The 22,509-nt window shown below is 68.8% G+C and carries 21 protein-coding genes and 1 riboswitch; of the genes, 11 read left to right on the top strand and 10 right to left on the bottom strand.

The annotated features are described in order from the left end of the window. The first annotated feature begins 82 nt into the window (after positions 1-82). Together AC1DXI_RS16645 and AC1DXI_RS16640 are read left to right on the top strand one after the other, a co-directional pair. Positions 83-1,354 (top strand): hypothetical protein, encoded by a 1,272-nt coding sequence (locus tag AC1DXI_RS16645; protein ID WP_476939621.1) that lies wholly within the window; start codon positions 83-85, stop codon positions 1,352-1,354. Between the two features lie 253 nt (positions 1,355-1,607). Further along, the gene (locus AC1DXI_RS16640) at positions 1,608-1,775 is read left to right on the top strand and encodes a DUF3117 domain-containing protein (protein ID WP_079550332.1); all 168 of its coding nucleotides are present in this window, start codon (positions 1,608-1,610) and stop codon (positions 1,773-1,775) included. 122 nt (positions 1,776-1,897) lie between these two features. On the opposite strand, the gene AC1DXI_RS16635 is transcribed toward AC1DXI_RS16640, so the two are convergent. Next, positions 1,898-2,530: an O-methyltransferase gene (locus AC1DXI_RS16635; RefSeq protein WP_018773821.1), complete on the bottom strand. Its 633-nt coding sequence runs from the start codon at positions 2,528-2,530 to the stop codon at positions 1,898-1,900. A gap of 272 nt (positions 2,531-2,802) precedes the next feature. On the opposite strand from AC1DXI_RS16635, the gene sigE reads away from it, so the two are divergent. The 3 genes from sigE to AC1DXI_RS16620 all read left to right on the top strand — a co-directional run bounded on the left by sigE (position 2,803) and on the right by AC1DXI_RS16620 (position 5,237). Beyond that, on the top strand, positions 2,803-3,456 hold the full coding sequence (gene sigE, locus AC1DXI_RS16630) for an RNA polymerase sigma factor SigE (protein ID WP_018773822.1): 654 nt from the start codon (positions 2,803-2,805) through the stop codon (positions 3,454-3,456). A 104-nt stretch (positions 3,457-3,560) separates the two neighbouring features. After that, positions 3,561-4,760 carry a hypothetical protein gene (locus AC1DXI_RS16625; protein WP_476939527.1) on the top strand — a complete coding sequence of 400 codons (1,200 nt, stop codon included), beginning with the start codon at positions 3,561-3,563 and terminating at the stop codon, positions 4,758-4,760. 81 nt (positions 4,761-4,841) lie between these two features. Next, entirely contained in the window at positions 4,842-5,237 is a 396-nt protein-coding gene (locus AC1DXI_RS16620; RefSeq protein WP_026538551.1) for a twin-arginine translocase TatA/TatE family subunit, read from the top strand. 92 nt (positions 5,238-5,329) lie between these two features. Here AC1DXI_RS16620 and AC1DXI_RS16615 read toward each other — a convergent pair whose 3' ends face one another. From AC1DXI_RS16615 to AC1DXI_RS16605, 3 genes are read right to left on the bottom strand one after another with little or no spacing between them, the layout of a single operon-like run. Beyond that, on the bottom strand, positions 5,330-6,457 hold the full coding sequence (locus tag AC1DXI_RS16615; protein WP_476939526.1) for an Mrp/NBP35 family ATP-binding protein: 1,128 nt from the start codon (positions 6,455-6,457) through the stop codon (positions 5,330-5,332). Positions 6,458-6,468: 11 nt separating this feature from the next. Continuing rightward, positions 6,469-7,284 carry a DUF1003 domain-containing protein gene (locus tag AC1DXI_RS16610; protein ID WP_476939525.1) on the bottom strand — a complete coding sequence of 272 codons (816 nt, stop codon included), beginning with the start codon at positions 7,282-7,284 and terminating at the stop codon, positions 6,469-6,471. After that, positions 7,265-8,548, bottom strand: coding sequence for a magnesium transporter MgtE N-terminal domain-containing protein (locus tag AC1DXI_RS16605; RefSeq protein WP_476939524.1), 1,284 nt, complete (start codon positions 8,546-8,548; stop codon positions 7,265-7,267). The genes AC1DXI_RS16610 and AC1DXI_RS16605 overlap by 20 nt, the downstream gene beginning before the upstream one ends. Before the next feature lie 77 nt (positions 8,549-8,625). On the opposite strand from AC1DXI_RS16605, the gene AC1DXI_RS16600 reads away from it, so the two are divergent. Continuing rightward, on the top strand, positions 8,626-9,528 hold the full coding sequence (locus AC1DXI_RS16600) for a YflT domain-containing protein (RefSeq protein ID WP_476939523.1): 903 nt from the start codon (positions 8,626-8,628) through the stop codon (positions 9,526-9,528). Positions 9,529-9,612: 84 nt separating this feature from the next. Here the strand turns inward: AC1DXI_RS16600 and AC1DXI_RS16595 are convergent, their stop codons facing one another. Beyond that, on the bottom strand, positions 9,613-11,196 hold the full coding sequence (locus AC1DXI_RS16595; protein WP_476939522.1) for an aminopeptidase P family protein: 1,584 nt from the start codon (positions 11,194-11,196) through the stop codon (positions 9,613-9,615). Between the two features lie 124 nt (positions 11,197-11,320). Between AC1DXI_RS16595 and AC1DXI_RS16590 the strand changes: the two genes are divergently transcribed. Continuing rightward, on the top strand, positions 11,321-12,166 hold the full coding sequence (locus tag AC1DXI_RS16590) for a PHP domain-containing protein (protein ID WP_018773829.1): 846 nt from the start codon (positions 11,321-11,323) through the stop codon (positions 12,164-12,166). A gap of 122 nt (positions 12,167-12,288) precedes the next feature. Here the strand turns inward: AC1DXI_RS16590 and AC1DXI_RS16585 are convergent, their stop codons facing one another. The 3 genes from AC1DXI_RS16585 to AC1DXI_RS16575 form a co-directional block, all read right to left on the bottom strand. Then, positions 12,289-13,161, bottom strand: coding sequence for a DNA-methyltransferase (locus AC1DXI_RS16585; RefSeq protein ID WP_018773830.1), 873 nt, complete (start codon positions 13,159-13,161; stop codon positions 12,289-12,291). An 8-nt stretch (positions 13,162-13,169) separates the two neighbouring features. Continuing rightward, positions 13,170-14,948, bottom strand: coding sequence for a DEAD/DEAH box helicase (locus AC1DXI_RS16580; RefSeq protein WP_476939521.1), 1,779 nt, complete (start codon positions 14,946-14,948; stop codon positions 13,170-13,172). Between the two features lie 350 nt (positions 14,949-15,298). Further along, entirely contained in the window at positions 15,299-16,792 is a 1,494-nt protein-coding gene (locus AC1DXI_RS16575; protein ID WP_476939520.1) for an RNB domain-containing ribonuclease, read from the bottom strand. A gap of 41 nt (positions 16,793-16,833) precedes the next feature. Here AC1DXI_RS16575 and AC1DXI_RS16570 point away from each other — a divergent pair, with 41 nt between their 5' ends. Next, positions 16,834-17,505 (top strand): ferritin-like fold-containing protein, encoded by a 672-nt coding sequence (locus AC1DXI_RS16570; protein WP_476939519.1) that lies wholly within the window; start codon positions 16,834-16,836, stop codon positions 17,503-17,505. Positions 17,506-17,541: 36 nt separating this feature from the next. On the opposite strand, the gene thiE is transcribed toward AC1DXI_RS16570, so the two are convergent. Further along, a complete protein-coding gene (thiE, locus tag AC1DXI_RS16565) occupies positions 17,542-18,246 on the bottom strand; it encodes a thiamine phosphate synthase (RefSeq protein WP_476939518.1) in 705 nt (234 codons plus the stop codon). 26 nt (positions 18,247-18,272) lie between these two features. Further along, positions 18,273-18,393, top strand: a riboswitch (TPP riboswitch). On the opposite strand from thiE, the gene thiO reads away from it, so the two are divergent. The 3 genes from thiO to AC1DXI_RS16550 all read left to right on the top strand — a co-directional run bounded on the left by thiO (position 18,387) and on the right by AC1DXI_RS16550 (position 20,805). Continuing rightward, positions 18,387-19,742: a glycine oxidase ThiO gene (gene thiO / locus AC1DXI_RS16560; RefSeq protein ID WP_476939517.1), complete on the top strand. Its 1,356-nt coding sequence runs from the start codon at positions 18,387-18,389 to the stop codon at positions 19,740-19,742. Its footprint overlaps the riboswitch before it by 7 nt. Continuing rightward, complete coding sequence (thiS, locus tag AC1DXI_RS16555) at positions 19,739-19,975, top strand: sulfur carrier protein ThiS (protein WP_018773837.1); 237 nt, start codon at positions 19,739-19,741, stop codon at positions 19,973-19,975. The genes thiO and thiS overlap by 4 nt, the downstream gene beginning before the upstream one ends. Positions 19,976-19,980: 5 nt before the next feature. Next, complete coding sequence (locus AC1DXI_RS16550) at positions 19,981-20,805, top strand: thiazole synthase (RefSeq protein ID WP_476939516.1); 825 nt, start codon at positions 19,981-19,983, stop codon at positions 20,803-20,805. A gap of 131 nt (positions 20,806-20,936) precedes the next feature. Here AC1DXI_RS16550 and AC1DXI_RS16545 read toward each other — a convergent pair. After that, positions 20,937-22,509 (bottom strand): DUF222 domain-containing protein (locus AC1DXI_RS16545; protein ID WP_476939515.1); only part of this gene is annotated, 1,573 nt, incomplete at its 5' end.

Raw genomic sequence — 22,509 nt, 5'->3', positions numbered from 1 at the left:
GACCGTTGCGGCGCCTGTTGCCGCGGAACCCCAGGGGTTGAACGCGGCGCTGTGGAGCCGCATCGCCGCCGCGGGCGCCGGGATGGCGCGGTGGCCCTGGTGGGCGCAGGTGGCCGGCCTCTACATCGCCGCCCGGCTGGTCAGCGCCTGCATCTTCATGGCCGCCGCCCTGCACCAGGGCGTGAATCCGTGGTTTCCCGCCAGGCCCGACTATTGGAACTTCATCAACATCTGGGACGCCCGCTGGTACGCCCAAGCGCTGCAGGCGGGGTATCCGGCGCTTCTGCCGACCGACGACGCCGGCACTGTCCAGGAGAACACGTGGGCCTTCTATCCGCTGTTTCCCGTGCTCGGCCGGGTGGTGTCCGGGCTGACAGGCACGGGTCCGGCCTGGTCCCTGACGGCCATCGCCGTTCTCTCCGGAGTGGGTGCCGCCCTCGTGGCGTACAGGATCTTCCGGCACCGGGCCACGCACCGCACAGCGCTCTGGGGGACCGTGTTCCTGGCGGCTTTCCCGGTGGCGCCGGTGCTGCAGGTGCCCTACGCCGAATCCCTCAACCTGCTGCTCCTCGGCGCCGCGCTGCTGCTCGTCATGGAGCGCCGGTACCTGTGGGCCATGCCCGTCGTGGTCCTGATGTGCCTTTCCCGGCCCACCGGGGTTCCGTTTGCCGCGATGATGGGCCTGTTGCTGCTCTACCGTTTCTGGCAGCGCCTCACCGCGCAGCCCCTGGCCGCGCAGCGCCCCGCGACACAGCGCCCCGCGACACAGCCCCCCACAACACAGAGTCCCGCGACACAGGGCGTCACAGTGCAGCGCGGGGACGGCGTCGCCGTCCCCGGCAACGCGGAGCTGTGGTCCCTGGGCGGGCTCACCGCCGTCAGCGGCATCGGTGCGCTGCTGTGGCCGGCCATCGCCTGGGCCGCGACCGGCGATCTGGGCGCCTACACCAAGACCGAAACCGCATGGCGCGGCGATGACCTGGTGCCATTCAAGCCATGGTTCGACGCCGGCATCATGCTCTTCGGACCGACGCTTGGCGTGCTGGCTCCCTTCGTGTTCGTTGCCGCGTTCACGCTGTTGATGATGTCCCGGCCGGTCGTTGCCCTGGGCACTGAGCTGAGGCTCTGGTGCTGCTGCTACATGGGGTACCTGCTGGTCTTCCTGCACCCCCAGACCAGCACGTTCAGGATGCTGCTGCCGCTGTTCCCGCTCGCCCTCAGCGCTGCCCTTCTCTCGCGTTCCCGCGCCTACCGCGGCACCGTGGTGGTCATGTTCGTGCTGCTGCAGATCGTCTGGATTGTGTGGCTGTGGGCGTGGGCGCAGCTGCCGGGCGGAGGGGACTACCCGCCGTGACGCACAGCACCATTTCGCGGCGCCGGCCCGCCCTGGCGGGACGCGCTGGAAAGTCCAACGATTAGCTACGGGCGCATTGTTACGCGATAATAGAGGATAAGCAAGGACAAGAAGCACACAGTTTGTCAGCGCATTATTTGTGGGTTTGCCTGTCACGGCCGCCTTCTGGAGCGTTGCCGGGCGGGTTGATTGGCCAAGCGGACGCAGCCCGGCCGGGCTGGTATGTCAGGGACTAATAAAGGGGATATTCCTTATGGCGGCAATGAAACCACGCACCGGCGACGGCCCTATGGAAGTGACGAAAGAGGGACGCAGCCTGATCATGCGTGTTCCGCTCGAAGGCGGGGGGCGGCTTGTGGTCGAACTCAATGCCGCGGAGGCGACGAACCTCAAGGAATGCCTCGTCGGCGTCACCGAATAGCGTCACGCCACGAGCTTTGCAAAGGGCGGGGTCCCGGCCACCAGGCCGCGGACCCCGCCCTTTCTGTTTGCGCCCGTGCCCTGCGCCCGGGCTGTTACTTCTGGGCTGCCAACTCGTGGCTGCTACTTCTTTACGGCGATGAGCAGGCCGTCGCCCGTGGGCAGCATGGCGGAGGCGAGGCGGTCGTCGTCGCGGATGGACTTGCCGATCTGGCGCAGCACCACGGTGGTGGCTTCCCGGGCGGCCGGGTTCGCGACCCGGTCCTTGTCGAGGGCATCGTTGACAATCAGCAGCCCGCCGGATTTGAGCAGCCGCACGGCTTGTTCCACGTAGCTGGGGTAGTTCGGTTTGTCCGCGTCAATGAACACGAGGTCATAGGCGCCGTCCGTCAGCCGGGGCAGGACATCCCCGGCCCGGCCCGAAATGGTACGGGTGCGGTTGGCGGGGCTGCCGGCCTCCTGGAACGCTTCGCGCGCGGCCTTGAGGTGTTCGACGTCGACGTCGATGGTGGTCAGGACTGCCTGCGGGCCGAGCCCGCGCAGGATGCACACGCCGGACACGCCCGCACCGGTGCCGATCTCCACGGCCGTCTGTGCCTTGGACGCCGCCGCCAGCACCGTCAGCACGGCGCCAACGCCGGGACCGATCGGGGTCACGCCAAGCTCGAAGGACCGTTCGCGCGCGTGCAACAGGACCTCATCCTCGGCAGGCAGATCTTCTGCGTAGGACCAGCTCGTGGACTTATCGGCGCTCATGGGATATCGCTTTCTGGGCGGCAGGGGAGTGTTCCCTACAGCGTACTGTGTCCGGCGCGACGGGACGCGGAGGCGGCAGCACCGTGGCCCCGTCCGGAGGGCGCCGTTCTGCCTTCGGCGGAAGACCCCGGTGGATCAGGAAATTCCCAGCTTATTTTGAAATGATGGGTATCCGCTCATCCGCGTGGTGATCGGCGTCGAATGAAGGGTGCAGGAACCTGTGCAAGCAGGCACAATTCAGGCGTAGGTACCATCCACGAGGGGAGTGGACGATGTCGATTCTGGCACCTGTCCCGGCAGCTGAGGCAACAGATTCAACCGGCCAGTCCCGGACCGCGGCGGAAGCCGAATGGGTCCGGCCGACCTGGGAGGAAGTGGTGACGAACCACTCCGCCAAGGTCTACCGCCTTGCGTACCGGCTGACCGGAAACAAGTATGACGCCGAGGACCTCACCCAGGAGGTGTTCGTCCGGGTCTTCCGTTCGCTTGAGAACTTCAAGCCCGGCACGCTGGACGGCTGGCTGCACCGGATCACCACCAACCTGTTCCTGGACCAGGCGCGGCGCAAGAGCAGGATCCGCTTTGATGCCTTGGCCGACGACGCCGAGTCGCGGCTGCCGGGCCGGGAGCCCGGGCCGGAGCAAAGCTTCGAATTCAACAACCTCGACGTCGATGTCCAGGCAGCGCTCGAGGAACTTCCGCCCGACTTCCGCGCCGCCGTCGTGCTGTGCGACCTCGAAGGGCTCTCCTACGACGAAGTCGCCGCCGCGCTGGACATCAAGCTCGGGACCGTCCGGTCCCGGATTCACCGCGGCCGGACAATGCTCCGTGAAAAGCTCGCGCACCGCGACCCCCGTCCGGCGCAGCCGGCCAAGCAGTCCCTCAAGCCGCGGCTCAAGATGCCGCGCATCGCCGGCCTCCTCTGAACCGGTCGATGGGTCTGCTGAGACGTTTACTGGGAGCACCAGGCTGCAAGTTCTGGGGCAGGCCCGGCGCTACCCGGAAATGGGCCGCCGGACGCCACGACCATGTGGAATCGTGCGCCGAATGCCGTGCCCGGCAACAGCGCGAGCGCCAGTACCTCGAGAAGCTCCGCAGCGCCGCCGTGCCCGAGGCCAGTGAGGACCTGACCGCACGGCTCCTGGCGCGGACAGAGCAGTTGGCCGCGGAACGGGCCACGGCGGAACGCGCCGACACGGCGGGCACAGCGGAACTATTGGGCACAGCGGAACGGCCGGACGTGGCGGACGCCGTCGGGGCCGGTCATCATCCGTGGCCGTCAGATCCGTTCCCGGCAGGACACCCCGTGCCGGATCGGGCAGGGGCCGCCGGGGCGGTCGCCCATGGCGCACCCGCTGCCGCAGTTCCACACGGCGCCCGCCGCCGTGGCCCGCGCCTGCCGGTGCTGGCCGTCGGAGGAGCCGTGACCGCCTTGGCCCTCATGACCGGCACCGCCTACGTCATGGGAGGCGACGACGCCGTGCCCGCCGACGGAGCACAGGCTGCCGCCCTCGCCCAGCCGGATGCCGCCGGGCTGCCCGCCAGCGGTGAACCGCTCGGTGCAAGGGAGTTGTTCGACGCCAGCGGAACCGGCATCCCCGGCATCTTCGGTGGCCCCGGCGCTGAGGCAACCGGGCCCCGTGTGGCGTTCGGCCCCGGCGGTGAGCCCGACTTCACCCCTGCCGGGACGCTGGACACCGGTCAGCTTGCCGCGTTCCGCTCGCAGGGATGGACATGTCCGGAGCTGCGCGAGCTCGGATTCCACCTCATCTGGGCCCGGGCCGGCGTCGTCTCCGGGGACGAGGTCCTGGAACTTCGCCTCACGGATGGCCGGCACTTCGCCACGGTTCTCGAGCAGCACGCCTCGACGCGGGCCCCTGCCGCGCCCCCCGCACCCGCCCGGGCCGACGTTTCGCCCATCAACGTGCTGACCGGGCACGCCGCCGTGGCTGACGGCTTCATCCCGGCCAGGGCCGGTGCGCCGTCGGCCGTCTCCGAACCGGGAAATGGCGTTCTCTGGGTCAATGCCGCCCCGCCGTACCGGGCCATTTACCAGACTTCGGCGGCCACCTACACGTACATTTCGGATCTGCCGGCCGAGCAGGCCGACGACGGCGTCGCCGCCCTGACCCGGGTCAGCAGCGGCACTCCCGTGCCGGCCTCGCGCAACGGATTTCCGGAACGGATCGAGCGCGGACTGAGCCGAATCCTGGAGCACCTGGCACCGTGAGGCAGGGACAGGCCGGACATGGCCGGCATTCGGACTTCTCGGAATCGTCGCCAGCCCGAGCGAGAGGGTAACCTTCCTAAAGTGCTTGGAATCAATGGACCGGAGTTCTTACTTCTGCTGATCATCGGCCTTCTGGTGATTGGTCCCAGCAGGCTGCCCGAATACACCCAAAAACTTGCCAATATTGTCAAGGAAGTGCGCCGGATGGCGTCGGGTGCGCGGGAACAGATCAAGGAAGAAGTCGGCATCGATATCGATGAGGTCGACTGGAAGAAGTACGATCCGCGCCAGTACGATCCCCGCCGGATCATCAAGGAAGCGCTCCTTGACGATGACACCAAGCCGATGAGCGCCGGGGCACCCGCAGCGGTCTCCACGGCCGCTGCCGCGACTGCGGTCGCCGAGCACCGCCCACAGCGAGTTCTCGAGCGGCTGCCCGAGGGCGAACCGGCACCCTTCGACTCAGAGGCGACCTAGGACTTCCCGCGGCGGACGTCCCGCGGTGCCTGGGCAGGGATGCGGCCGGGGCCAGCCGGCATCCGGGTCGGCACCGCCGGTCCGGGCCGCCGTCAGCGGGGTTGCAGGCCCAGCGGCATGCCCTTGAGGCCGCGGGGAACCGACGCCAACCTGCCGGCGATCCCCGCCAGCGCCACGGCCGCAGGCGTTTCCGGACGGCCCAGCACCAGCGGCACCCCGGAATCCCCGCCCTCACGCAGCAGGACTTCGAGCGGGATCTGGCCCAGCAGGGGCACGTCCTCACCCACGGTGGCCGAGAGGCGTTCGGCGAGCACGGCGCCGCCGCCGCTGCCGAACAGTTCCATCCTGCCGCCGTCGGGCAGTTCAAGGTAGGACATGTTTTCCACGACGCCGGCCACGGTCTGGCCCGTCTGGGTGGCGATCGCACCCGCCCGCTCGGCCACATCCGCGGCGGCCGCCTGCGGGGTGGTCACGACGAGGATCTGCGCCTTGGGCAGCAGCTGGGCGACGGAGATCGCGATGTCGCCGGTGCCGGGGGGCAGGTCCAGGAAGAGGGCGTCGAGGTCGCCGAAGTAGACGTCCGTGAGGAATTGCTCCAGCGCCCGGTGCAGCATCGGGCCGCGCCACGCCACGGGCTGGTTCCCGGTGACGAACATGCCGATGGAGATGACCTTGACCCCGTAGGCCACGGGCGGCAGGATCATGTCGTCCACCCGCGTGGGGGCCTGTGTGATGCCCATCAGCGCCGGAACGGAGAAACCGTACACGTCCGCGTCCACGATCCCCACACGGAGCCCCTGGGCGGCCAGGGCGCACGCCAGGTTGACCGTCACCGAGGACTTGCCCACGCCGCCCTTGCCGCTCGCGACGGCGTACACCCTGGTCAGCGAGCCCGGCGCGTTGAACGGGATGCCGCGCTGGCCGCCGGCGCCCCGCAACCGCTCCTTGAGGGCGTCGCGCTGGACCTGCGTCATGACTTTCAAGTCCACGTCCACGCCCGTGACGCCCGGGACGGCGGACAGGGCAGCCTCGGTGTCCGCCGTGATGGTGCCGCGCAGCGGGCAGCCCGCGATCGTCAGCAGCACTGCGATCCGGACGCGGCCGCCGTCGCCGATCTCCACGGACTCCACCATGCCGAGCTCGGTGATGGGTCGGCGGAGCTCAGGGTCGATCACGGTGGCAAGTGCGCCGTGCACGGCCTGTTCCAGCGGGGTGCTCATGCGGGCGATGCTCAGCTTTCGGGGATGGTGCGGTGTGCGGGCTGGCGGGTGGGATCGGCCGCGGCCTCAGAGTGGTTCGCCGACGGGTTCGGCAGTTTCCCCGCCGGGTTCCCCGACGGGTCCTCCGCACGGTCCTTTGACGGGTCATCCCGCTTGCCGCCGGCCTTGACGCGCGGGATCTGTTGGGTCCRGGGGCCGCGCTTGTCGCGCCGCTCCTTAAGTTTCTCCTTGACCTTTTCCCGTGGGGTCTCGTGGGCGCCGGTGGAGGGATCGTGGGTGCGCAGTTCTTCCTGGGCCTCCAGCATGTCCTCCAGCAGGCTGCGCAATTCGGCACGGACGTAGTCCCGGGTGGCTACCTCGCGCAACGCGATGCGCAGGGACGCAAGTTCCCGGGTCAGGTATTCGGTGTCGGAGAGATTGCGCTCGGCCCGCTGGCGGTCCTGCTGGAGCGAGACCTTGTCGCGGTCGTCCTGGCGGTTTTGGGCCAGCAGCAGCAGGGGCGCGGCGTAGGAGGCCTGCAGGGACAGCATGAGGGTCAGCAGCGTGAAGCCCAGCGCCCGTGAATCGAACTGCCATTCCTCCGGCGCCCACGTGTTCCAGCCCAGCCAGAACAAACAGAACACCGTCATGTACATCAGGAACGCGGGGGTGCCCATGAAACGGGCGAAGCCTTCCGTGGCATGGCCGAAGGCGTCCGGGTCGGGACGGAAGTTGGGCAGGATCCGCTGCCGGCCGCTCAGGGGCGTGTCGAGGCCGCCGGTGGTCCTGCCGCCAGGGCGGACATTGGAGGTCCGTGGTGCTGTGGAATCAGCCAATGCGGCCTCCAAGCTTTCTTATCGGGGCGTCGTCCTCGTGGGCGCGCCAGTCGTCCGGCAACAGATGATCAAGCACGTCGTCAACAGTCACCGCCCCCACAAGCCGTCCGTCGTCGTTGACAACCGGAAGGGAGTTCAGGTTGTACGTTGCCAGCGCGCGGGCGACCTCGCTGATGTGGGCCTGGTCGGAGACCGGTTCCAGGCTCTTGTCCACCAGGTTGCCCAGCGGCTCCGGCGGCGGATAGCGCAAGAGCTGCTGGATATGGACGACGCCGAGGAACCGTCCCGTCGGCGTCTCCAACGGGGGCCGGGCGACGAAAATCGAGGACGCCAGGGCGGGGGAGAGTTCCTCCCGGCGTACGTGCGCGAGTGCCTCGGCGACGGTTGCTTCCGGGGGCAGGATCACCGGCACGGGCGTCATGAGCCCGCCGGCGGTGTCCTCGTCGTATTCGAGCAGGCGGCGGACGTCCTCGGCGCCTTCGGGTTCCATCAGCTGCAGGAGTTCTTCAGCCTGGGCGCTGGGGAGTTCGGCGAGGAGGTCGGCGGCGTCGTCCGGATCCATCTCCTCGAGGACGTCGGCGGCGCGGTTGACGTCCAGGGCGGAGAGGATTTCCACCTGGTCACCTTCGCGCATCTCCTGCAGGACGTCCGCGAGCCGTTCGTCCTGGAGCTCGCTGGCAACCTCGAAGCGGCGTTTGTCGCTCATTTCCTGCAGGGCCTCGGCGAAGTCGGCCGGTTTGAGGTCCTCGTGCGTGGCCACGAACTGGGTGGCGGCCTGCGGCTCGGTCTTGGCGCCTTGCCGGGCATCGGCCCAGTCGATGATGAGGGTTTCATTGCGGCGCAGCCGGCTCAGGGGCGAGAGGGAGTGGCCGCGGCGGACGAAGAGCTTGCTGACAAACCAGTCGCCGGAGCGGTGCCGGTCCATGGCGATGTCCTCGATGGTCGCATCGCCGCTGCCGTCCGCGAGGGTCACCCGGCGGTCGAACATTTCGGCCACCACGAGGGTTTCCGGGCCGCGCTGTTCGAAACGGCGAAGATTGACCAGCCCGGTGCAGATGACCTGGGTCTGGTCTATGGACGTAATCCGGGTCATCGGCACGAAGACGCGCTTCTTGCCGGGGACCTCGACGACGATGCCCACCACGTGCGGGGCGCCCCTGGTTCCGCGGGAGAGCACCACGACGTCGCGCAGCCGACCCAGACGGTCGCCCAATGGGTCGAAGACGTCCAGTCCGAGGAGGCGCGCGACAAACACTCGCGAAAGATTCGTGCTCACTCCTACAGGCTACCGAGTCTGCTCTCTTTTAGCTGAATTTCCAGCCGCACACCAGTCCGATGGGTGAGAATGGGCATATGTCAAACATTTTTGGTGCGCCCAGGGCCGGTGCCCCCAACGGCTCGGACGAGGCCCGCACCGTCCCGAGAGGCGACGTTGTCGGTTCCTACAACTCCTACCTGGATGCCCAGAAGGCGGTGGACTACCTGGCTGACCAGCAGTTCCCCGTGCAGATGGTGTCGATTGTGGGCAATGACCTGAAGATGGTGGAGCGGGTGACCGGCCGGCTGACCTACCCCCGCGTCGCCCTCTCCGGCGCCCTCAGCGGCATGTGGTTCGGCCTGTTCGTCGGCGTCATGCTGTCCTTCTTCTCCACGACCCCCGGTTATTTCTCGATTGTGACGTCAGTGCTGATGGGTGCAGCGTTCTTCATGCTGTTTGGCATCGTCACTTACGCCATGCAGCGCGGCAAGCGTGACTTCACCTCAACCAGCCAGGTGGTGGCGACCAATTACGACGTCGTGGTCTCCTTCGAGGCCTCCGGCGAAGCGCGGCGCCTGCTGCACCAGCTGCCTATGACGGCGCATGACGCGTCCGGTGCCGCTGCCGGCGGTTACGCGCAGCACGATTACCGCCATCAGGCGCCGCCGCCGCCCGGCCCGCAACAGCCCGGCCCGCAGCAGCCGGGACCGCAGAGCCATGCGCCGCAGCGCCCCGCGGGCTGGAACGACCCCTACGGCCAGAGAACGCCGGAGACCGGCGGAGACCCGGCCGGACAGTACCAGGGCGGTGCGCCCCAGCAGGAGGGCGCCGCAGGCCCCGCTCCGACGGCACCCGCCGCGGCGGAGGAGGCGGCCCGCCCGGCCGGCCGGGTTTCTGGGGTGAGCTATCCGGACCTCCCGGACGGCCGCCCGCAGTACGGGGTCAGGGTCACGGACAGCGAGAAGCCCGCGGCAGGCCAGGACGGCCAGCAGCACTGATTCCAGGCGGCAAAACAGCAGCAAAAAGGGAGGGTTCCGGCACCGGAACCCTCCCTTTTTGCTGCTGTTTACTGCCTGGCTGACCTACGGCGTCTGGCCGTCGGCTTCCAGGTAGATGCCGGCCATCCAGGACTCGACGTCGTCGGCCTTGCGCGGCAGTGCAGCGCTGAGGTTAACCGGACCGTCGGCCGTCATGAGGATGTCGTCCTCGATCCGGACACCGATGCCGCGGTATTCCTCGGGGATGCCGATGTCCTCGTTCTTGAAGTACAGGCCGGGTTCGATCGTGAACACCATGCCGGGCGTGAGCACGCCGTCGAGGTAGAGTTCCCGCTTCGCCTGGGCGCAGTCGTGGACGTCGAGGCCGAGGTGGTGGCTGGTGCCGTGCGGCATCCACCGGCGGTGCTGCTGGCCCTCGGTGCTGACGGCTTCCTCGACGGAGACGGGCAGGAGGCCCCATTCGGCGAGCCGCTCGGCCAGCACCGTGGTGGCTGCGGTGTGGATGTCCCGGAACTTCGTGCCCGGCTGGGCAGCGGCCAAGCCGGCGTCGGCGGCGTCGAGCACTGCCTCGTAGACCTTGCGCTGGACCTCGGAGAACTTGCCGTTGGCCGGCAGGGTGCGGGTGATGTCCGCAGTGTAGAGGGAGTCGGCCTCAACGCCGGCGTCAAGGAGCAGCAGTTCGCCGGCGTTGATCTTGCCGGTGTTCCGGGTCCAGTGCAGCACGGTGGCGTTGTTGCCGGAGGCGGCGATGGTGTCGTAGCCGAGCTCGTTGCCTTCCTCGCGGGCCCGGGCGAAGAACGCACCTTCCACGACGCGCTCGCCGCGGTGGTGGGTGAGCGCCCGCGGGATCGCCTTGACCACCTCCGTGAAGCCGGCCACGGTGGCGGCGACGGCGATCTTCATCTGTTCGATTTCCCACTCGTCCTTGAGCAGGCGCAGTTCCGAGAGGGCCTCGGTGAGTTTCTCGTCAAGGGCGTCGAGCACGCTCAGGTCGAGGTTGTCGGGGTCCTTGGCAGTGTTGTAGCGGGCGGTGTCGACGAGGGCGTCAATGTTCTCGTCAACCTTGCGGACCAGCCTGATGGAGATGCCGCCGATCTCGGGCGCGCCGACGTTCTTGGTGATGGCGAGTTCGAGTTCGGCGATGTCCGCCGTGTCCAGTCCGAGCTTGGCCTTGAACTCGGCCAGGGTCGGGCGTGCACCGATCCAGAACTCCCCGGAGCGGGAGTCGGCGTAGAACTGCTCGGTGTCGCGGCCGGCCAACGGGCGGAAGTACAGCGTGGCGTGGTGGTTTCCGCCGTCGTCGCCGGTGCCCTCCGCCACGGGTTCCAGGATCAGGACCGCATCGGGTTCGTGGTCCAGGCCGAGGCCGGTGAGGTGCGCGAAGGCAGAATGCGGCCGGAAGCGGTAGTCGCAGTCGTTCGAGCGGACCTTCAGCGGGCCGGCGGGGATGACCAGGCGTTCACCCTTGAACTGGCCTGAAATGGTGCGGCGCCGGGCTGCGGCGTGGCCCGCGACGGCGTCCCGCTCGGGAAGCTGTTGCGTGGCCGGCGCCCAGTTGCTGGCCATGAAGGCCTTGAAGGCGTCGGAACTGGGCCGCTGCGAGCGGTTGTTGACGCGCTCTTCGAGGGGCTGGGAAGCGGAGACTAGGGTGTTATCTGCATCGTTCACCGTCCCATAGTCTCACCAGCGCCGCGGCTTAGGCCAACGGCGCGCTCGCGCCACAGGGCGGGCTGCAGGGCCCCGGCACAACGGAGCCGAGGCTTTGGATCCTGCCATCTACTAGGCTGGTGAGGTGAGGATCGACCTGCATGCGCACTCCAACGTTTCCGACGGCACCCAGGCACCGGCTGACGTCATGGAGTCCGCCGCCGCTGCGGGCCTCGACGTCATCGCCCTGACCGATCACGATTCCACTGCCGGGTGGGCGGAGGCCGCCGTCGCTGCCCGGAAAGCCGGGGTCGCACTGGTCCCGGGCATGGAGATCTCGTGCCGCACCGCGGAAGGCATCAGCGTCCACCTGCTCAGCTACCTCCACGATCCCGCACATCCCGGACTGCTGGAGGAAATCACCAAGTCCAAGGATGCCCGGCACACGAGGGCGCAGAAGATGGTCACCCTTTTGTCCGAGGACTACCCGCTGACATGGGATGACGTGATTCACCACGTCGCGCCGGGCGCCACCCTGGGCCGCCCGCACATCGCCGACGCGCTCGTCGCGGCCGGTGTGGTGGAAGACCGGGCCGAGGCCTTTGGTTCCATCCTCACAGCACGTTCGCGCTACTGGGTCCAGCACTATGCGCCAGAGCCGGCGCTCGCCGTCGAACTGGTCCGTGCAGCAGGCGGCGTTCCGGTGTTTGCCCACCCGGTCGCGTCCGCCCGCGGCCGGATCGTGGGGGAGGGGACCTACCGGGAGATGGTCGACGCCGGCCTGGCAGGCCTGGAAATCTACCACCGGGACAATCCCGAGGAGGGCCGGACGTTCCTGCGCCGTATCGCCGAACGTTATGGCCTGCTGGTTACGGGGTCCTCCGATTACCACGGCGCAGGAAAGCCGAACCTGCTGGGGGAGAACCTGACCTCCGCAGAAGTCTTTGCCCGGATCGAGGAACTGGGCACGGGCTCATCGGTGGTGCGCTGAGGGACGACCGTCCTTCACCCACGTTGCCCTATCACTTAGCGCCCCTTTGCCGCCGGAATAGCCGCCAAAAGTGATAGCGCAACGGGCGGGGCGGCGGTGCGGGGCGGGCTGAGGGTGGCGGGTCAGACGGTCGGGAAAGACGTGAACTGCGCCTTCGCGGCCAGGCGCTTGGCCATGACGTCGATGGCCGGCTGGTTCTGGTCCACGCACACGAACCTGCGGTCGAGTTTCGCGGCCACGGATCCGAGCGTGCCGGAACCTGCGAAGAAGTCCAGGCACCAGTCGCCCGGCCGGCTCGAGGCGGCAACCACGCGGCGGATAAGCCCCTCCGGCTTCTGCGTCGGGTAGCCGGTCTTCTCCTTGCCGGTCGGCGAAACGATCGTGTGCCACCACACGTCGGTGGGCAGCTTGCCGAGCTCGCGCTTGGCGGGGGTGACAAGTCCGGGCGCCATGTAGGGCTCACGGTCCACCTCGGCGGAGTCGAAATGGTACTTGGCCGGGTTCTTGACGTAGACCAGGATGTTGTCGTGCTTGGTGGGCCAGCGGTACTTGGCCCGTGCACCGTAGTCGTACGCCCAGATGATCTCGTTCAGGAAGCATTCGCGGCCAAAGATCGCGTCCAGCATGACCTTCGCGTAGTGCACCTCGCGGTAGTCCAGGTGCAGGTACAAGGTGCCGTCGTCGGCCAGGAGCCGCCAGGCCTCCACGAGCCGGGGCTCGAGGAAGGACCAGTAGTCGCTGAACGCGTCGTCGTACTTGTGCAGCGCGCCCTTGATGGTGTCGTAGGACCGGCCCTTGAACCCGACACGGTCACCCTCGCCGCCGGCATTGAGCACCATCCTGGTTTCCTGGCGCCGCTGGACCCGGCCGGTGTTGAAGGGCGGGTCCACGTAAATCAGTGTGAAGGCGCCGTCCGGCAGCGTGGGGAGGTATTCCGCGTTGTCCGCGTGAACCACCAGGTTGCTGCCGTCCGGCGCCCAGACGGTGTCAGTCATGGAGGGGATTAGGCCTCGGCGCCGCTCGGCTGTGCGTCGCCGCCGGCCACTACCTCGCCGTTGCGCCGGCGGGTGCGGGTCCGGCGCCGGGCACGGGTCGCCCGGTCCACCTCGGTCGGGGCCTTCGCCGGCGCGGCGGCAGCAGCTTCCGGCCCCTGTCCGTTGGCGGTCGACGTCGTGGCGGCATCGGCCTCGGCAGCAGGACGGCGACGGCGGTCGCCGGAGCGTCCGCCGGCTTCGGCGCCGCTGCGGCGCGAGTCACGGCCGCCGGTGCGGCTGCCTTCACGGGCGCCGTCACGGCTGCCCGTGCGGCTGGCTTCGCGGGCTCCGTCACGGCCGCCGGTGCGGCTGGCTTCGCGGCCGCTGTCCTTTGCACCGTCCCTTCCGCTGGTGCGCGAGTTCTTCTTGCCGGTCTCGCCGAGGTCCTCGAGGACCTCCGCGTCGACGCCGGCGAGCACACGCTTGTCGCGGGGCAACCGGCCCTTGGTGCCCGCGGGGATGTCGAGTTCCTCGAACAGGTGGGGCGAGGACGAGTAGGTTTCCACGGGCTCGGGGTAGCTCAGGCCGAGGGCCTTGTTGATGAGCCCCCAGCGCGGCATGTCGTCCCAGTCAACAAAGGTCACGGCGGTGCCCTTGTTGCCGGCACGGCCGGTGCGGCCCACGCGGTGCAGATAGATCTTCTCGTCTTCGACGCACTGGTAGTTGATCACGTGGGTGACGTCGTCGACGTCGATGCCGCGGGCGGCGACGTCGGTGGCCACGAGGACGTCCACCTTGTTGTTGCGGAAGGCGCGCAGTGCCTGTTCGCGGGCGCCCTGGCCGAGGTCGCCGTGGATGGCGGCCGCGGCGAAGCCGCGGTCCACGAGTTCCTCGGCCACCTTCGCGGCGGTGCGCTTGGTCTTGGTGAAGATGATGGTGCGCCCGCGGCCGCGGGCCTGCAGGATGCGGGCCACGACCTCGACCTTGTCCATGCTGTGGGCACGGTAGATCAGCTGGCGGATGTCGCGCTTGGTCAGGCCTTCGTCGTCCGGATCCGCGGCGCGGATGTGGGTCGGCTGGGTCATGTAGCGGCGGGCCATGGCGATGACCGGGCCGGGCATGGTGGCGGAGAACAGGAGTGTCTGGCGGACCGCGGGCGTGCCGGCGATCAGGGTTTCCACGTCCGGCAGGAACCCGAGGTCCAGCATCTCGTCGGCTTCGTCGAGGATGACGATCTTGACGTTCTTCAGGCTCAGGTGCTTCTGCTTGTAGAGGTCGATCAGGCGGCCGGGGGTGCCGACGACAACTTCTACGCCGTTCTGCAGCGCCTCGACCTGCGGCTCGTAAGCGCGGCCACCGTAAATGGTGGCAATGCGGGCGTTGCGCTTCTTGGCGGCGTTTTCGAGGTCCTTGGCTACCTGGACGGCGAGTTCGCGGGTGGGCACGATCACCAGGGCCTGCGGGGCGCCGGGAACGGCCAGCTTGTCAAAGCCGGCATCGTCACGGCCGACGACGCGCTGCAGCGCCGGGATGCCGAAGCCGAGGGTTTTGCCCGTACCGGTCTTGGCCTGGCCGATGATGTCGTGCCCTGCCAGTGCGACCGGCAGCGTCATGGCCTGGATAGGGAAGGGGTGGGTGATGCCGGCGTCGGCCAGGGACTCCACAATGTCCGCGCGGACATTGAAGTCGGCAAAGGTCTTCTCGGCAATCTCGTGCGGCTTTTCGTCCGAGATGATGGTCTCTTCGGGCTCGATGGTCTCCGTGCCGGACTCATCGGTCAGAAGCTGGTGCGTGTGCAATTCACTCACAGGGGAGTTTCCTTATTCATTTTGGGCTGCGCTGCTTGCTCAACGGGGCCGGCCATGGTGGCCGTTCCGGAGCACGCTCAGGCGCGCAAGCAATTCCAGTGGAAGCCGATCGCGGGCTATCTAAATGCTGGCACTGGGGACCAGCGGGTGTATCTCAAGATCGCGTAGGGGCGGGCTTGTTGAATTCGAAAATCATGGAAATCAACGACCGGGCATCCATTTCTACCTCTTCAGTCTAGCTGTACAAGGCGCGGATCCTCGACTGGGCGGGTGATTGCGCCTCGGGAGGCCGCCGCGAGCGTACCGGCTGCGGAACGCCAGCGGGCCGTCAACGGACCTGCTGGGGGCCGTCAGCCCACGAGCTCCAACTGGATTTCCCGCGTGGCGATGTCCGAGGACACCACCCGGACCCGGACTTTGGTGCCCGGTTCCAGTTCGCCGGGGCAACGTGCGGTCACGGCGGGCTCGGCGATCTGGACGATCCCGGACGGGCCGTTTCCGTTGCCGTTGGTCTTCCCGCCGTTCCCGTTGCTGGTGCCGTTGATGCTCCTTGCCGGCTTGGGACCGGAGATGACGACGGCGTCGAATTCCTGGCCGATGTGGTTGACGAGCAGCGCCGCCTCCACGGTGTCCAGCGACAGCCGCTCCAGTTTCGCGGCCAGCTGGTCCGAAGTGCCCATGATGGCCGGGAGGGACGGCAGTGCCTCCCGGGCCCAGGCAGGAACTTCGGTGCCGTTGCTCAGCGCCTCGCAGATCACCAGCACGAAGCGGTCGACCAGCCGCCGCAACGGTGCCGTGGAATGGGCGTAGGCGGCGCCGATGGCGGACTGGACGGCGGCGTCCGGCACCGTGCCGTCGAAGGGCGTGTACCCGGCGCCGCGGAAGAGCATCCCGGCCGAATGCACAATGGCCAGCTGCCGGGGGTCCGTCGGGTCAAGGGTCCGCAGGTACTCGCCGTAGCGCATTTCCCCGTCCCAGGGCTTGCCGAGGGCGTGGGTCTGCCGGTGGAAGTGGCGCAGTGACGCCTCGTCCGGGGCGGGCATGGTGCGCAGGATGCCGACCTTGCCCTGGAGCATGAGCGCGGCGGCGGCCATCCCGGTCATGAGTGAAATCTGGGCGTTCCAGTCCTCCACCGGCAGCGGCGGGGCCGCCACGATCCGGTAGCCGCCGTCGGGCAGCTGCTGGATCTCCTGTTCCGGCATGTTCAGGCTCGCGCCGCCGCGCAGGCGTTCCAGTTCCACCCGTTTGATGCCTACTTCTTTCAGCAGCTGCAGCACGGGCGCCGCGGTGCCGGCGTCGAGCTCGGCCTGCACGCCCTTGTAGTTGAGCTTCGCGCGGCTGCGGACCTGTGCCCGGCGCACGAGGACCGAGGCGACCTCTGCCGCGGCGTCGAGCTCGAACTCCCAGACGAAAGCAGCGCACAGCTGCCCGGCGAGCAGGCTGCCGGCGGCCTCGCTGATGATCTCCGGATGCAGCGGAATCCGCCCGTTCGGGGTGTAGAAGGTCTGGCCGCGGCGCCGGGTCTCGGCGTCGAGCGCCCCGCCCGGGGCGACAAAAGAGGGGACGTCGGCGATGGCATAGAAGACCTTGTAGCCGCCATCGCTCCGTTCGATAAACAGTGCCTGATCCAGGTCGGTGGACGACGCCGGATCGATGGTCACGAACTCGACATGCGTCAGGTCAAGGTCCGGGAGCTTGTGCTCGGCCACTGCCGCCTCCGCGTCGCGCAGCACAACTTCGGGGAACGGGCCGGGCAGTTCCAGCGTGGTGCGCAACGCCTTGAGGGCCCCGGCAAGCTGGTTCTGCTGCTCGTGGACACTGGGGGTCAGGCGATGATGGGACACGAAAATCAGGGTAGCCCGATTTCCGCTATTAGTCTTGGACGATGAGCGCAACTGCGGACGATCCGGCCCTCTACAACAGCTTCATCGCCGACCTGCTGGGAGTCTTGGCGTACGGCGAGCTTTCCGCCTTCGAACGGCTGTCCTCGAGTGCCCGGTATTCGCCCACTCTGCATGACCGTGCGGTGCTGGGCAGGATGGCGGTGGTCGAGTTCCAGCATTACGAACTCGTCCGGGCACGGCTCGAGCACATGGGCCTGGACACGGAAGCCGCCATGCTCCCGTTCCAGCCTTCGGTGGACCACTTCCACGAACGCACGCGCCCGTCGGACTGGTACGAAGCCCTCATGAAGGCCTACGTGATCGACACGGTCGCCGCGGACTTTTACGGCGTCGTCGGCCGATACGTCGACACGGCGACCCGGGAGCTGATCGGGCAGGTCCGCTCCACCGGGGAGTCCACGGCCGTGCTGCAGGAGCGCCTCAAAGCGGCCCTGGCCGATGACCCCCGGCTGGCTTCGCGCCTGGCGTTGTGGGCCAGGCGCCTGCTGGGGGAGGTCCTGAACCACGCCCAGCGCGTCAGCGCTGAGCACGCGTTCCTCGGCGGGCTATCGGGGCTGGACGACGCCGGCGCCCGGGCGCTGGTCAACGGCCTGGCGGCCGAGCTCGCAGCGAACCACGCGCACCGGATGACGGAGCTGGGTCTCGCCGGATAGTTCAGTGCCGGCCGGCATTACAGGCCGCGGACCTGCCTAAGATGCGGCGTCCAGCGCCGCCAGCAAGGCTCCTGCGGCGTGGGCCGGATCGGTGGCGTCGGTGATCGCCCGGACCACGACGATCCGCCGGGCACCGGCATTGACTACCTGCTCCACGTTGCTGAGGTCGATCCCGCCGATCGCGAACCACGGCAGCAGGCTCTCGGCCCGGCCGTCGACCTTGCCGGTTCCCTCCGAGTCCGCCCCGCCGACCGCCTGGGCGGCGTAACGCACCAGGTCGAGGCCGACGGCGGCGCGTCCGGGCTTGGTGGGCGTCGCCCACACGGGGCCCACGCAGAAATAATCGAGCCCTTTGCGGCTGGGCGCGGCAGCAATGGCGGCGTCCACTTGCTTCGGGCTGTGGGTGGACAGGCCGATCACGGCATCCTTGCCGAGGAAGCCGCGGGCGGCGTCGAGCGAAATGTCCTTCTGGCCGACATGGAACACCGGAGCCCCGGACAAGGAGGCGATGTCCGCCCGGTCGTTGACGGCCCACAACCGCCCGTGCCGCAGCGCTGCGGCGTGCAGGACCTCCAGCAGTTCCAGTTCCTCGGAGGCCTCGAGCGACTTGTCGCGCAACTGGATGATGTCCACGCCGCCGGCGAAGGCGGCGTCGACGAAGTCCTCGAAGTCGCCGCGGTCCCTGCGGGAGTCGGTGCAGAGATAGAGGCGGGCGGTGGTGTGGAGGGGGTCCTGGCTCATGGGACCAGCCTAGTTCCTCTAAACTGGGCGCATACCGCGGGAGCCCGCAGCAGCCATGTCGCCGCTGCCCGGCTGAGAGGGCGTCAGAGCCGACCGCTTGACCTGATCCGGCTAGTACCGGCGTAGGGAAGGAATTTTTCATGGGCACACGAGCAGGCCGCGCAGCCGAAGCCGCAAATGACGCCGCCGCCCGGATTTGTGACACAGGGCCCGGTACCGCAGAGGGAGTCGCCCCGGGGGATACCAGTGCCGACTACATCACCGCCGACGCAGTCGAGGCGGGGGATCTCAGTGCCGATGTGGCCGTGATCGGCGGCGGGGTGATCGGCCATGGCATAGCGTTCGAGGCCATCCGCGCGGGCCGTTCCGTGGTCCTGATCGATGATGCTCCCGGCAGCGGAGCCAGCTGGGCCGCGGCCGGCATGCTGGCCCCCGTGAGTGAGCTGCACTACCAGGAGGAACAGCTCCTGGAACTGATGCTTGAGGCCTCCCGGTTGTGGCCAGGATTCGCTGCGGCGATCGACGCCGGTGCCGCCGGCACGGAATCCCGGGCAGGTACCGGCTACTTAACGACGCCGACCCTGGCGGTGGGGGCCGACGCGGCGGACCGGCGCGCGCTCGCGGACTTGCGGGAAGTCCAGCAGACCAGCGGCCTCAGCGTGGAACCACTGACAGTGCGCGAGGCACGCACCCGGGAGCCCCTGCTGAGTCCCGGCATCTCGTGTGCCTTCGACATCCCGGCCGACCACCAGGTGGACCCCCGCCTGCTGATCGCCCGGCTCGCCGGCGTACTCGGTGTGGCAGGCGGCAGCTTCGTCCGCCAGCGCGCGGCAGGCCTGCTGTGGCAGGACGGACAGGTGGCGGGTGCGCGGCTGGCCGGCGGCGGTTCCGTGCGGGCTGCGGAAACCGTGGTCGCCAACGGGCTCGGCGCCGCCGGGCTGGAGGAGCTGCCCGCAGGACTGGCGCTGCCGCTGCGCCCCGTCTACGGCGACATCCTCCGGCTTCGCGTGCCCCCGCATCTGCAGCCGCTGCTCACGGCCACCGTGCGGGGCATGGTGCGCGGCGTCCCGGTGTACATCGTCCCCCGCCAGGACGGCACCGTGGTGATCGGGGCCACCCAGCGCGAGGACGGACCCTCGGACCCCCACGCGGTTTCCGCCGGCGGCATCTACCAGCTGCTGCGGGATGCCCAGCAGCTGGTGCCCGCGGTCGCCGAGCTGGAGCTGCTGGAAGCCACGGCGCGGGCCCGGCCCGGCACACCGGACAACGCCCCGCTGTTGGGGCGGGTCGCACGACCGGTCGGCGGGGACGTCCCGGGGCTCATCATCGCCACGGGATTCTTCCGGCACGGCGTCCTGCTGACCCCCGCCGCTGCGGCCGTGTGCCGGCAACTCATGGACTTCACGCCGGACCCGCGCTGGGCCGGGTTCCGCCCCGATCGTTTTTCCCGCATTCCGGATACGTCCGGGGACAGCCCCAAGAAGGAAGCAGCATGAACATCCGACTCAACGGAACGGAGCAGAGCGTCGCCGACGGCGCCTCCGTCTCCACACTCGTCAGCCAGCTCACGGGCCGGAGCATCGGCCCCGACGGCCGCGCTGCCGACGGGCGGAAGCTCGGTGTCGCCGTGGCCCGCAATGCCGAAGTGGTGCCGCGCAGCCAGTGGCACGCCACGGCGCTCGCCGACGGCGACGACGTCGAACTTGTCACGGCAGTCCAGGGAGGATGACCAGCATGAACGAGACGACGTTCGCAGGAACACAGGCGGTGCCCATGACCGGAGCGGTGGCCGATCCGTTCGTGGTCGACGGCGTGAGGCTCGGCTCCCGCCTCATTATGGGAACCGGCGGTGCGCCGAGCCTGGACGGGCTCGGGGCGGCACTTGTGGCGTCCGGGACGGAGCTGACCACGGTGGCGATGCGCCGCTATTCGCCGGTGGAGACGGGATCGCTGTTCCAGCTGCTCGAGGACCACCAGATCCGGGTGCTGCCCAACACGGCAGGCTGCTTCACCGCCAAGGACGCCGTCCTCACCGCCGAGCTGGCCCGGGAGGCCTTGGAAACGGACTGGGTCAAGCTCGAAGTCATTGCCGACGAGCACACGTTGCTGCCGGACGCCGTCGAACTCGTGGACGCAACCGAACAGCTTGTGGCCCGCGGCTTCAAGGTCTTTGCCTACACGAACGACGACCCCGTGCTTGCCCTCCGGCTCGAAAACCTCGGCGCGGCGGCCGTGATGCCGCTGGGCGCCCCGATCGGTACCGGACTGGGCATCCTGAACCCGCACAACATCGAGCTGATCGTCTCGCGCGCGTCTGTGCCAGTGGTGCTGGATGCCGGGATCGGCACGGCCTCGGACGCGGCCCTGGCGATGGAACTCGGCTGCGACGCCGTGCTGCTGGCGACGGCCGTGACCCGGGCGCAGAATCCCGTGCTCATGGGCGAGGCCTTCAAACATGCCGTCATCGCCGGCAGGCTGGCAAAAATGGCTGGCAGGATCCCGCGCCGCGAGCACGCCTTGGCGTCTTCGGCGATGGAAGGCCGGGCCGAGTTCCTCTAAAGCCGTGCTCGGCCGGCGGGATTGGGCTTGCAGGGCCCGGTTCCAGCATCCTCAAGAACTCCAACGAGTCCTCGCCGAATGGCTCGCACATTGCCGTCATTGCCGAAAGCCAGCACCTACATAACTGGGCGCTACTGGTCGGGCCGGAAGTATCTGTTCCGGCGGGGTGTTCGGGCGGGGTCGAGGTGGGGTGGCGGGATGAACCAGGGGATGCCGGTCCGCATCTGGATGTTCCAGTGTTCCTTGTGGATCACGTGGTGGTGATGGGAACAGAGCAGGGTTCCGTTCTCGGTTCCGGTGGTGCCGCCGCGGGACCAGTAGGTGATGTGGTGGGCCTCGCACCAGGGTGCGGGAATGGTGCATTGCGGGAAGGCGCAGCCGCGGTCCCGGGCGGTGATGGCCTTGCGGATATGGGGCGGGAAGACGCGGGAGGCCCGGCCGATGTCCAGGACCTGGCCCTTCCCGCCGAGGACGACCGGGATGATGTCGGCGTCGCAGGCGATCTTGCGGATGGTGCCGGCGGTGACGGGGCCGGTGAACAGCAGCGAGCCCGTCTGCTGCAGCGCCCCTGTTCTCTGCGGGGACCGGGGTCCGAGGCGCGGGGCGCCTGCTGCGGCGCCGCTGGAGTCCTGGAGCCGGGTGAGGAGGTCGCGGTAGTCGATGGTGGCCATGACCTGGGGCCGAAGCCCGCCGGCGGCGGGCAGCCCACCGCTCGCCAGTGCCGCCTTGCACGCGCCGACCAGCCCGTCGAGCAGCTTCTGCGGCCGGGAACGGAGGTCCAGGGACGGCAGCGAGGGGTCCTCATCAGCCGGGCTTGGCGCATCCGCCGGGCCGGGCGCATCCCCGCCGGCCCCGCCCTCGCCGGTGTCGGGGCCGGTGCGGGGGTTGGTGGCGGTGTTCATCACGGTGATCAGGTGTTCGAACTGGTCCGCGGTGGCGAAGATTTCCAGGTGCTGCAGGCCGTGGCGGGGTTTGCGGAGGAAGGCGCCCTGGAGCTGGCGGAGCAGTTCTTCGGAGGGTTCGGTGCCGTCCTGGTCCAGCGCGTCGGCCCAGCTGCGGCTGACGCGGGCGAGGAAGTCGGCGTCGTTCTCGGCCGCGGTGCGGGTCAGGGCGTGCTCCATCGCCGCCGCGGCCTCGGGGAGGCAGCTGTGCCGGGTCCGGTTCAGGGCGAGCGTGATGACCGTCGCGGCCCGGGACGCGACCTCGCCGGCCGCGACGGCGGCTCCGAGCTCCGGGTGCACGGGCGGCATGGGCCGGCCGGCGAGTCCTTGCCGGGGCAGCAGGGTGTTGGCGAGGCAGAGTCGGTGCTTGGCTTCCGCGGCGCCGATCCGCAGCCGCGCCCGCAGGAACTCCACCGTGTTCCGGTACCCGTCATCCAGCACCGATTCCGGCACCGCCGGCACGGAACTGGTTGCGCCGGCAGGCTCCGCGGTACCGGGCCCGCAGGCAGGCTCTGCGGTACCGGGTGCGCCGGTCTGCCATCCGCCGGGGCTCTCGCGCCAGCCGGTGGTCCACGCGGTGACCGCCCCCGGGGCAACCCCGGAGGCAGTGGCGGCGGACTGCTTCCTGGTCCGGTCCACGGCGGCGGCCGCGACGAGCTGCAGATACTCCACCGTGCGGGAGAGTTCCTCCACGCTGCCGGCGAAGTCCGCCGCGGCCCGGAAGCCCCACGAGCCCGCATCCTCCACCGCCGTCGAACCGAAC

This window comes from Arthrobacter sp. P1_H7 (assembly GCF_056405215.1).
Note: the sequence above shows the minus strand (reverse complement) of the source record. Positions and strands in the feature narration are given on the sequence as shown.

Bases quoted from the DNA above. Each gene is read 5' to 3' on its own strand.
- AC1DXI_RS16645 (WP_476939621.1), top strand. From the start codon at position 83: ATGGCGCGGTGGCCCTGGTGGGCGCAGGTGGCCGGCCTCTACATCGCC.
- AC1DXI_RS16640 (WP_079550332.1), top strand. From the start codon at position 1,608: ATGGCGGCAATGAAACCACGCACCGGCGACGGCCCTATGGAAGTGACG.
- AC1DXI_RS16635 (WP_018773821.1), bottom strand. From the start codon at position 2,530: ATGAGCGCCGATAAGTCCACGAGCTGGTCCTACGCAGAAGATCTGCCT.
- sigE (WP_018773822.1), top strand. From the start codon at position 2,803: ATGTCGATTCTGGCACCTGTCCCGGCAGCTGAGGCAACAGATTCAACC.
- AC1DXI_RS16615 (WP_476939526.1), bottom strand. From the start codon at position 6,457: ATGAGCACCCCGCTGGAACAGGCCGTGCACGGCGCACTTGCCACCGTG.
- AC1DXI_RS16600 (WP_476939523.1), top strand. From the start codon at position 8,626: ATGTCAAACATTTTTGGTGCGCCCAGGGCCGGTGCCCCCAACGGCTCG.
- AC1DXI_RS16585 (WP_018773830.1), bottom strand. From the start codon at position 13,161: ATGACTGACACCGTCTGGGCGCCGGACGGCAGCAACCTGGTGGTTCAC.
- AC1DXI_RS16570 (WP_476939519.1), top strand. From the start codon at position 16,834: ATGAGCGCAACTGCGGACGATCCGGCCCTCTACAACAGCTTCATCGCC.
- thiE (WP_476939518.1), bottom strand. From the start codon at position 18,246: ATGAGCCAGGACCCCCTCCACACCACCGCCCGCCTCTATCTCTGCACC.
- thiO (WP_476939517.1), top strand. From the start codon at position 18,387: ATGGGCACACGAGCAGGCCGCGCAGCCGAAGCCGCAAATGACGCCGCC.
- thiS (WP_018773837.1), top strand. From the start codon at position 19,739: ATGAACATCCGACTCAACGGAACGGAGCAGAGCGTCGCCGACGGCGCC.
- AC1DXI_RS16550 (WP_476939516.1), top strand. From the start codon at position 19,981: ATGAACGAGACGACGTTCGCAGGAACACAGGCGGTGCCCATGACCGGA.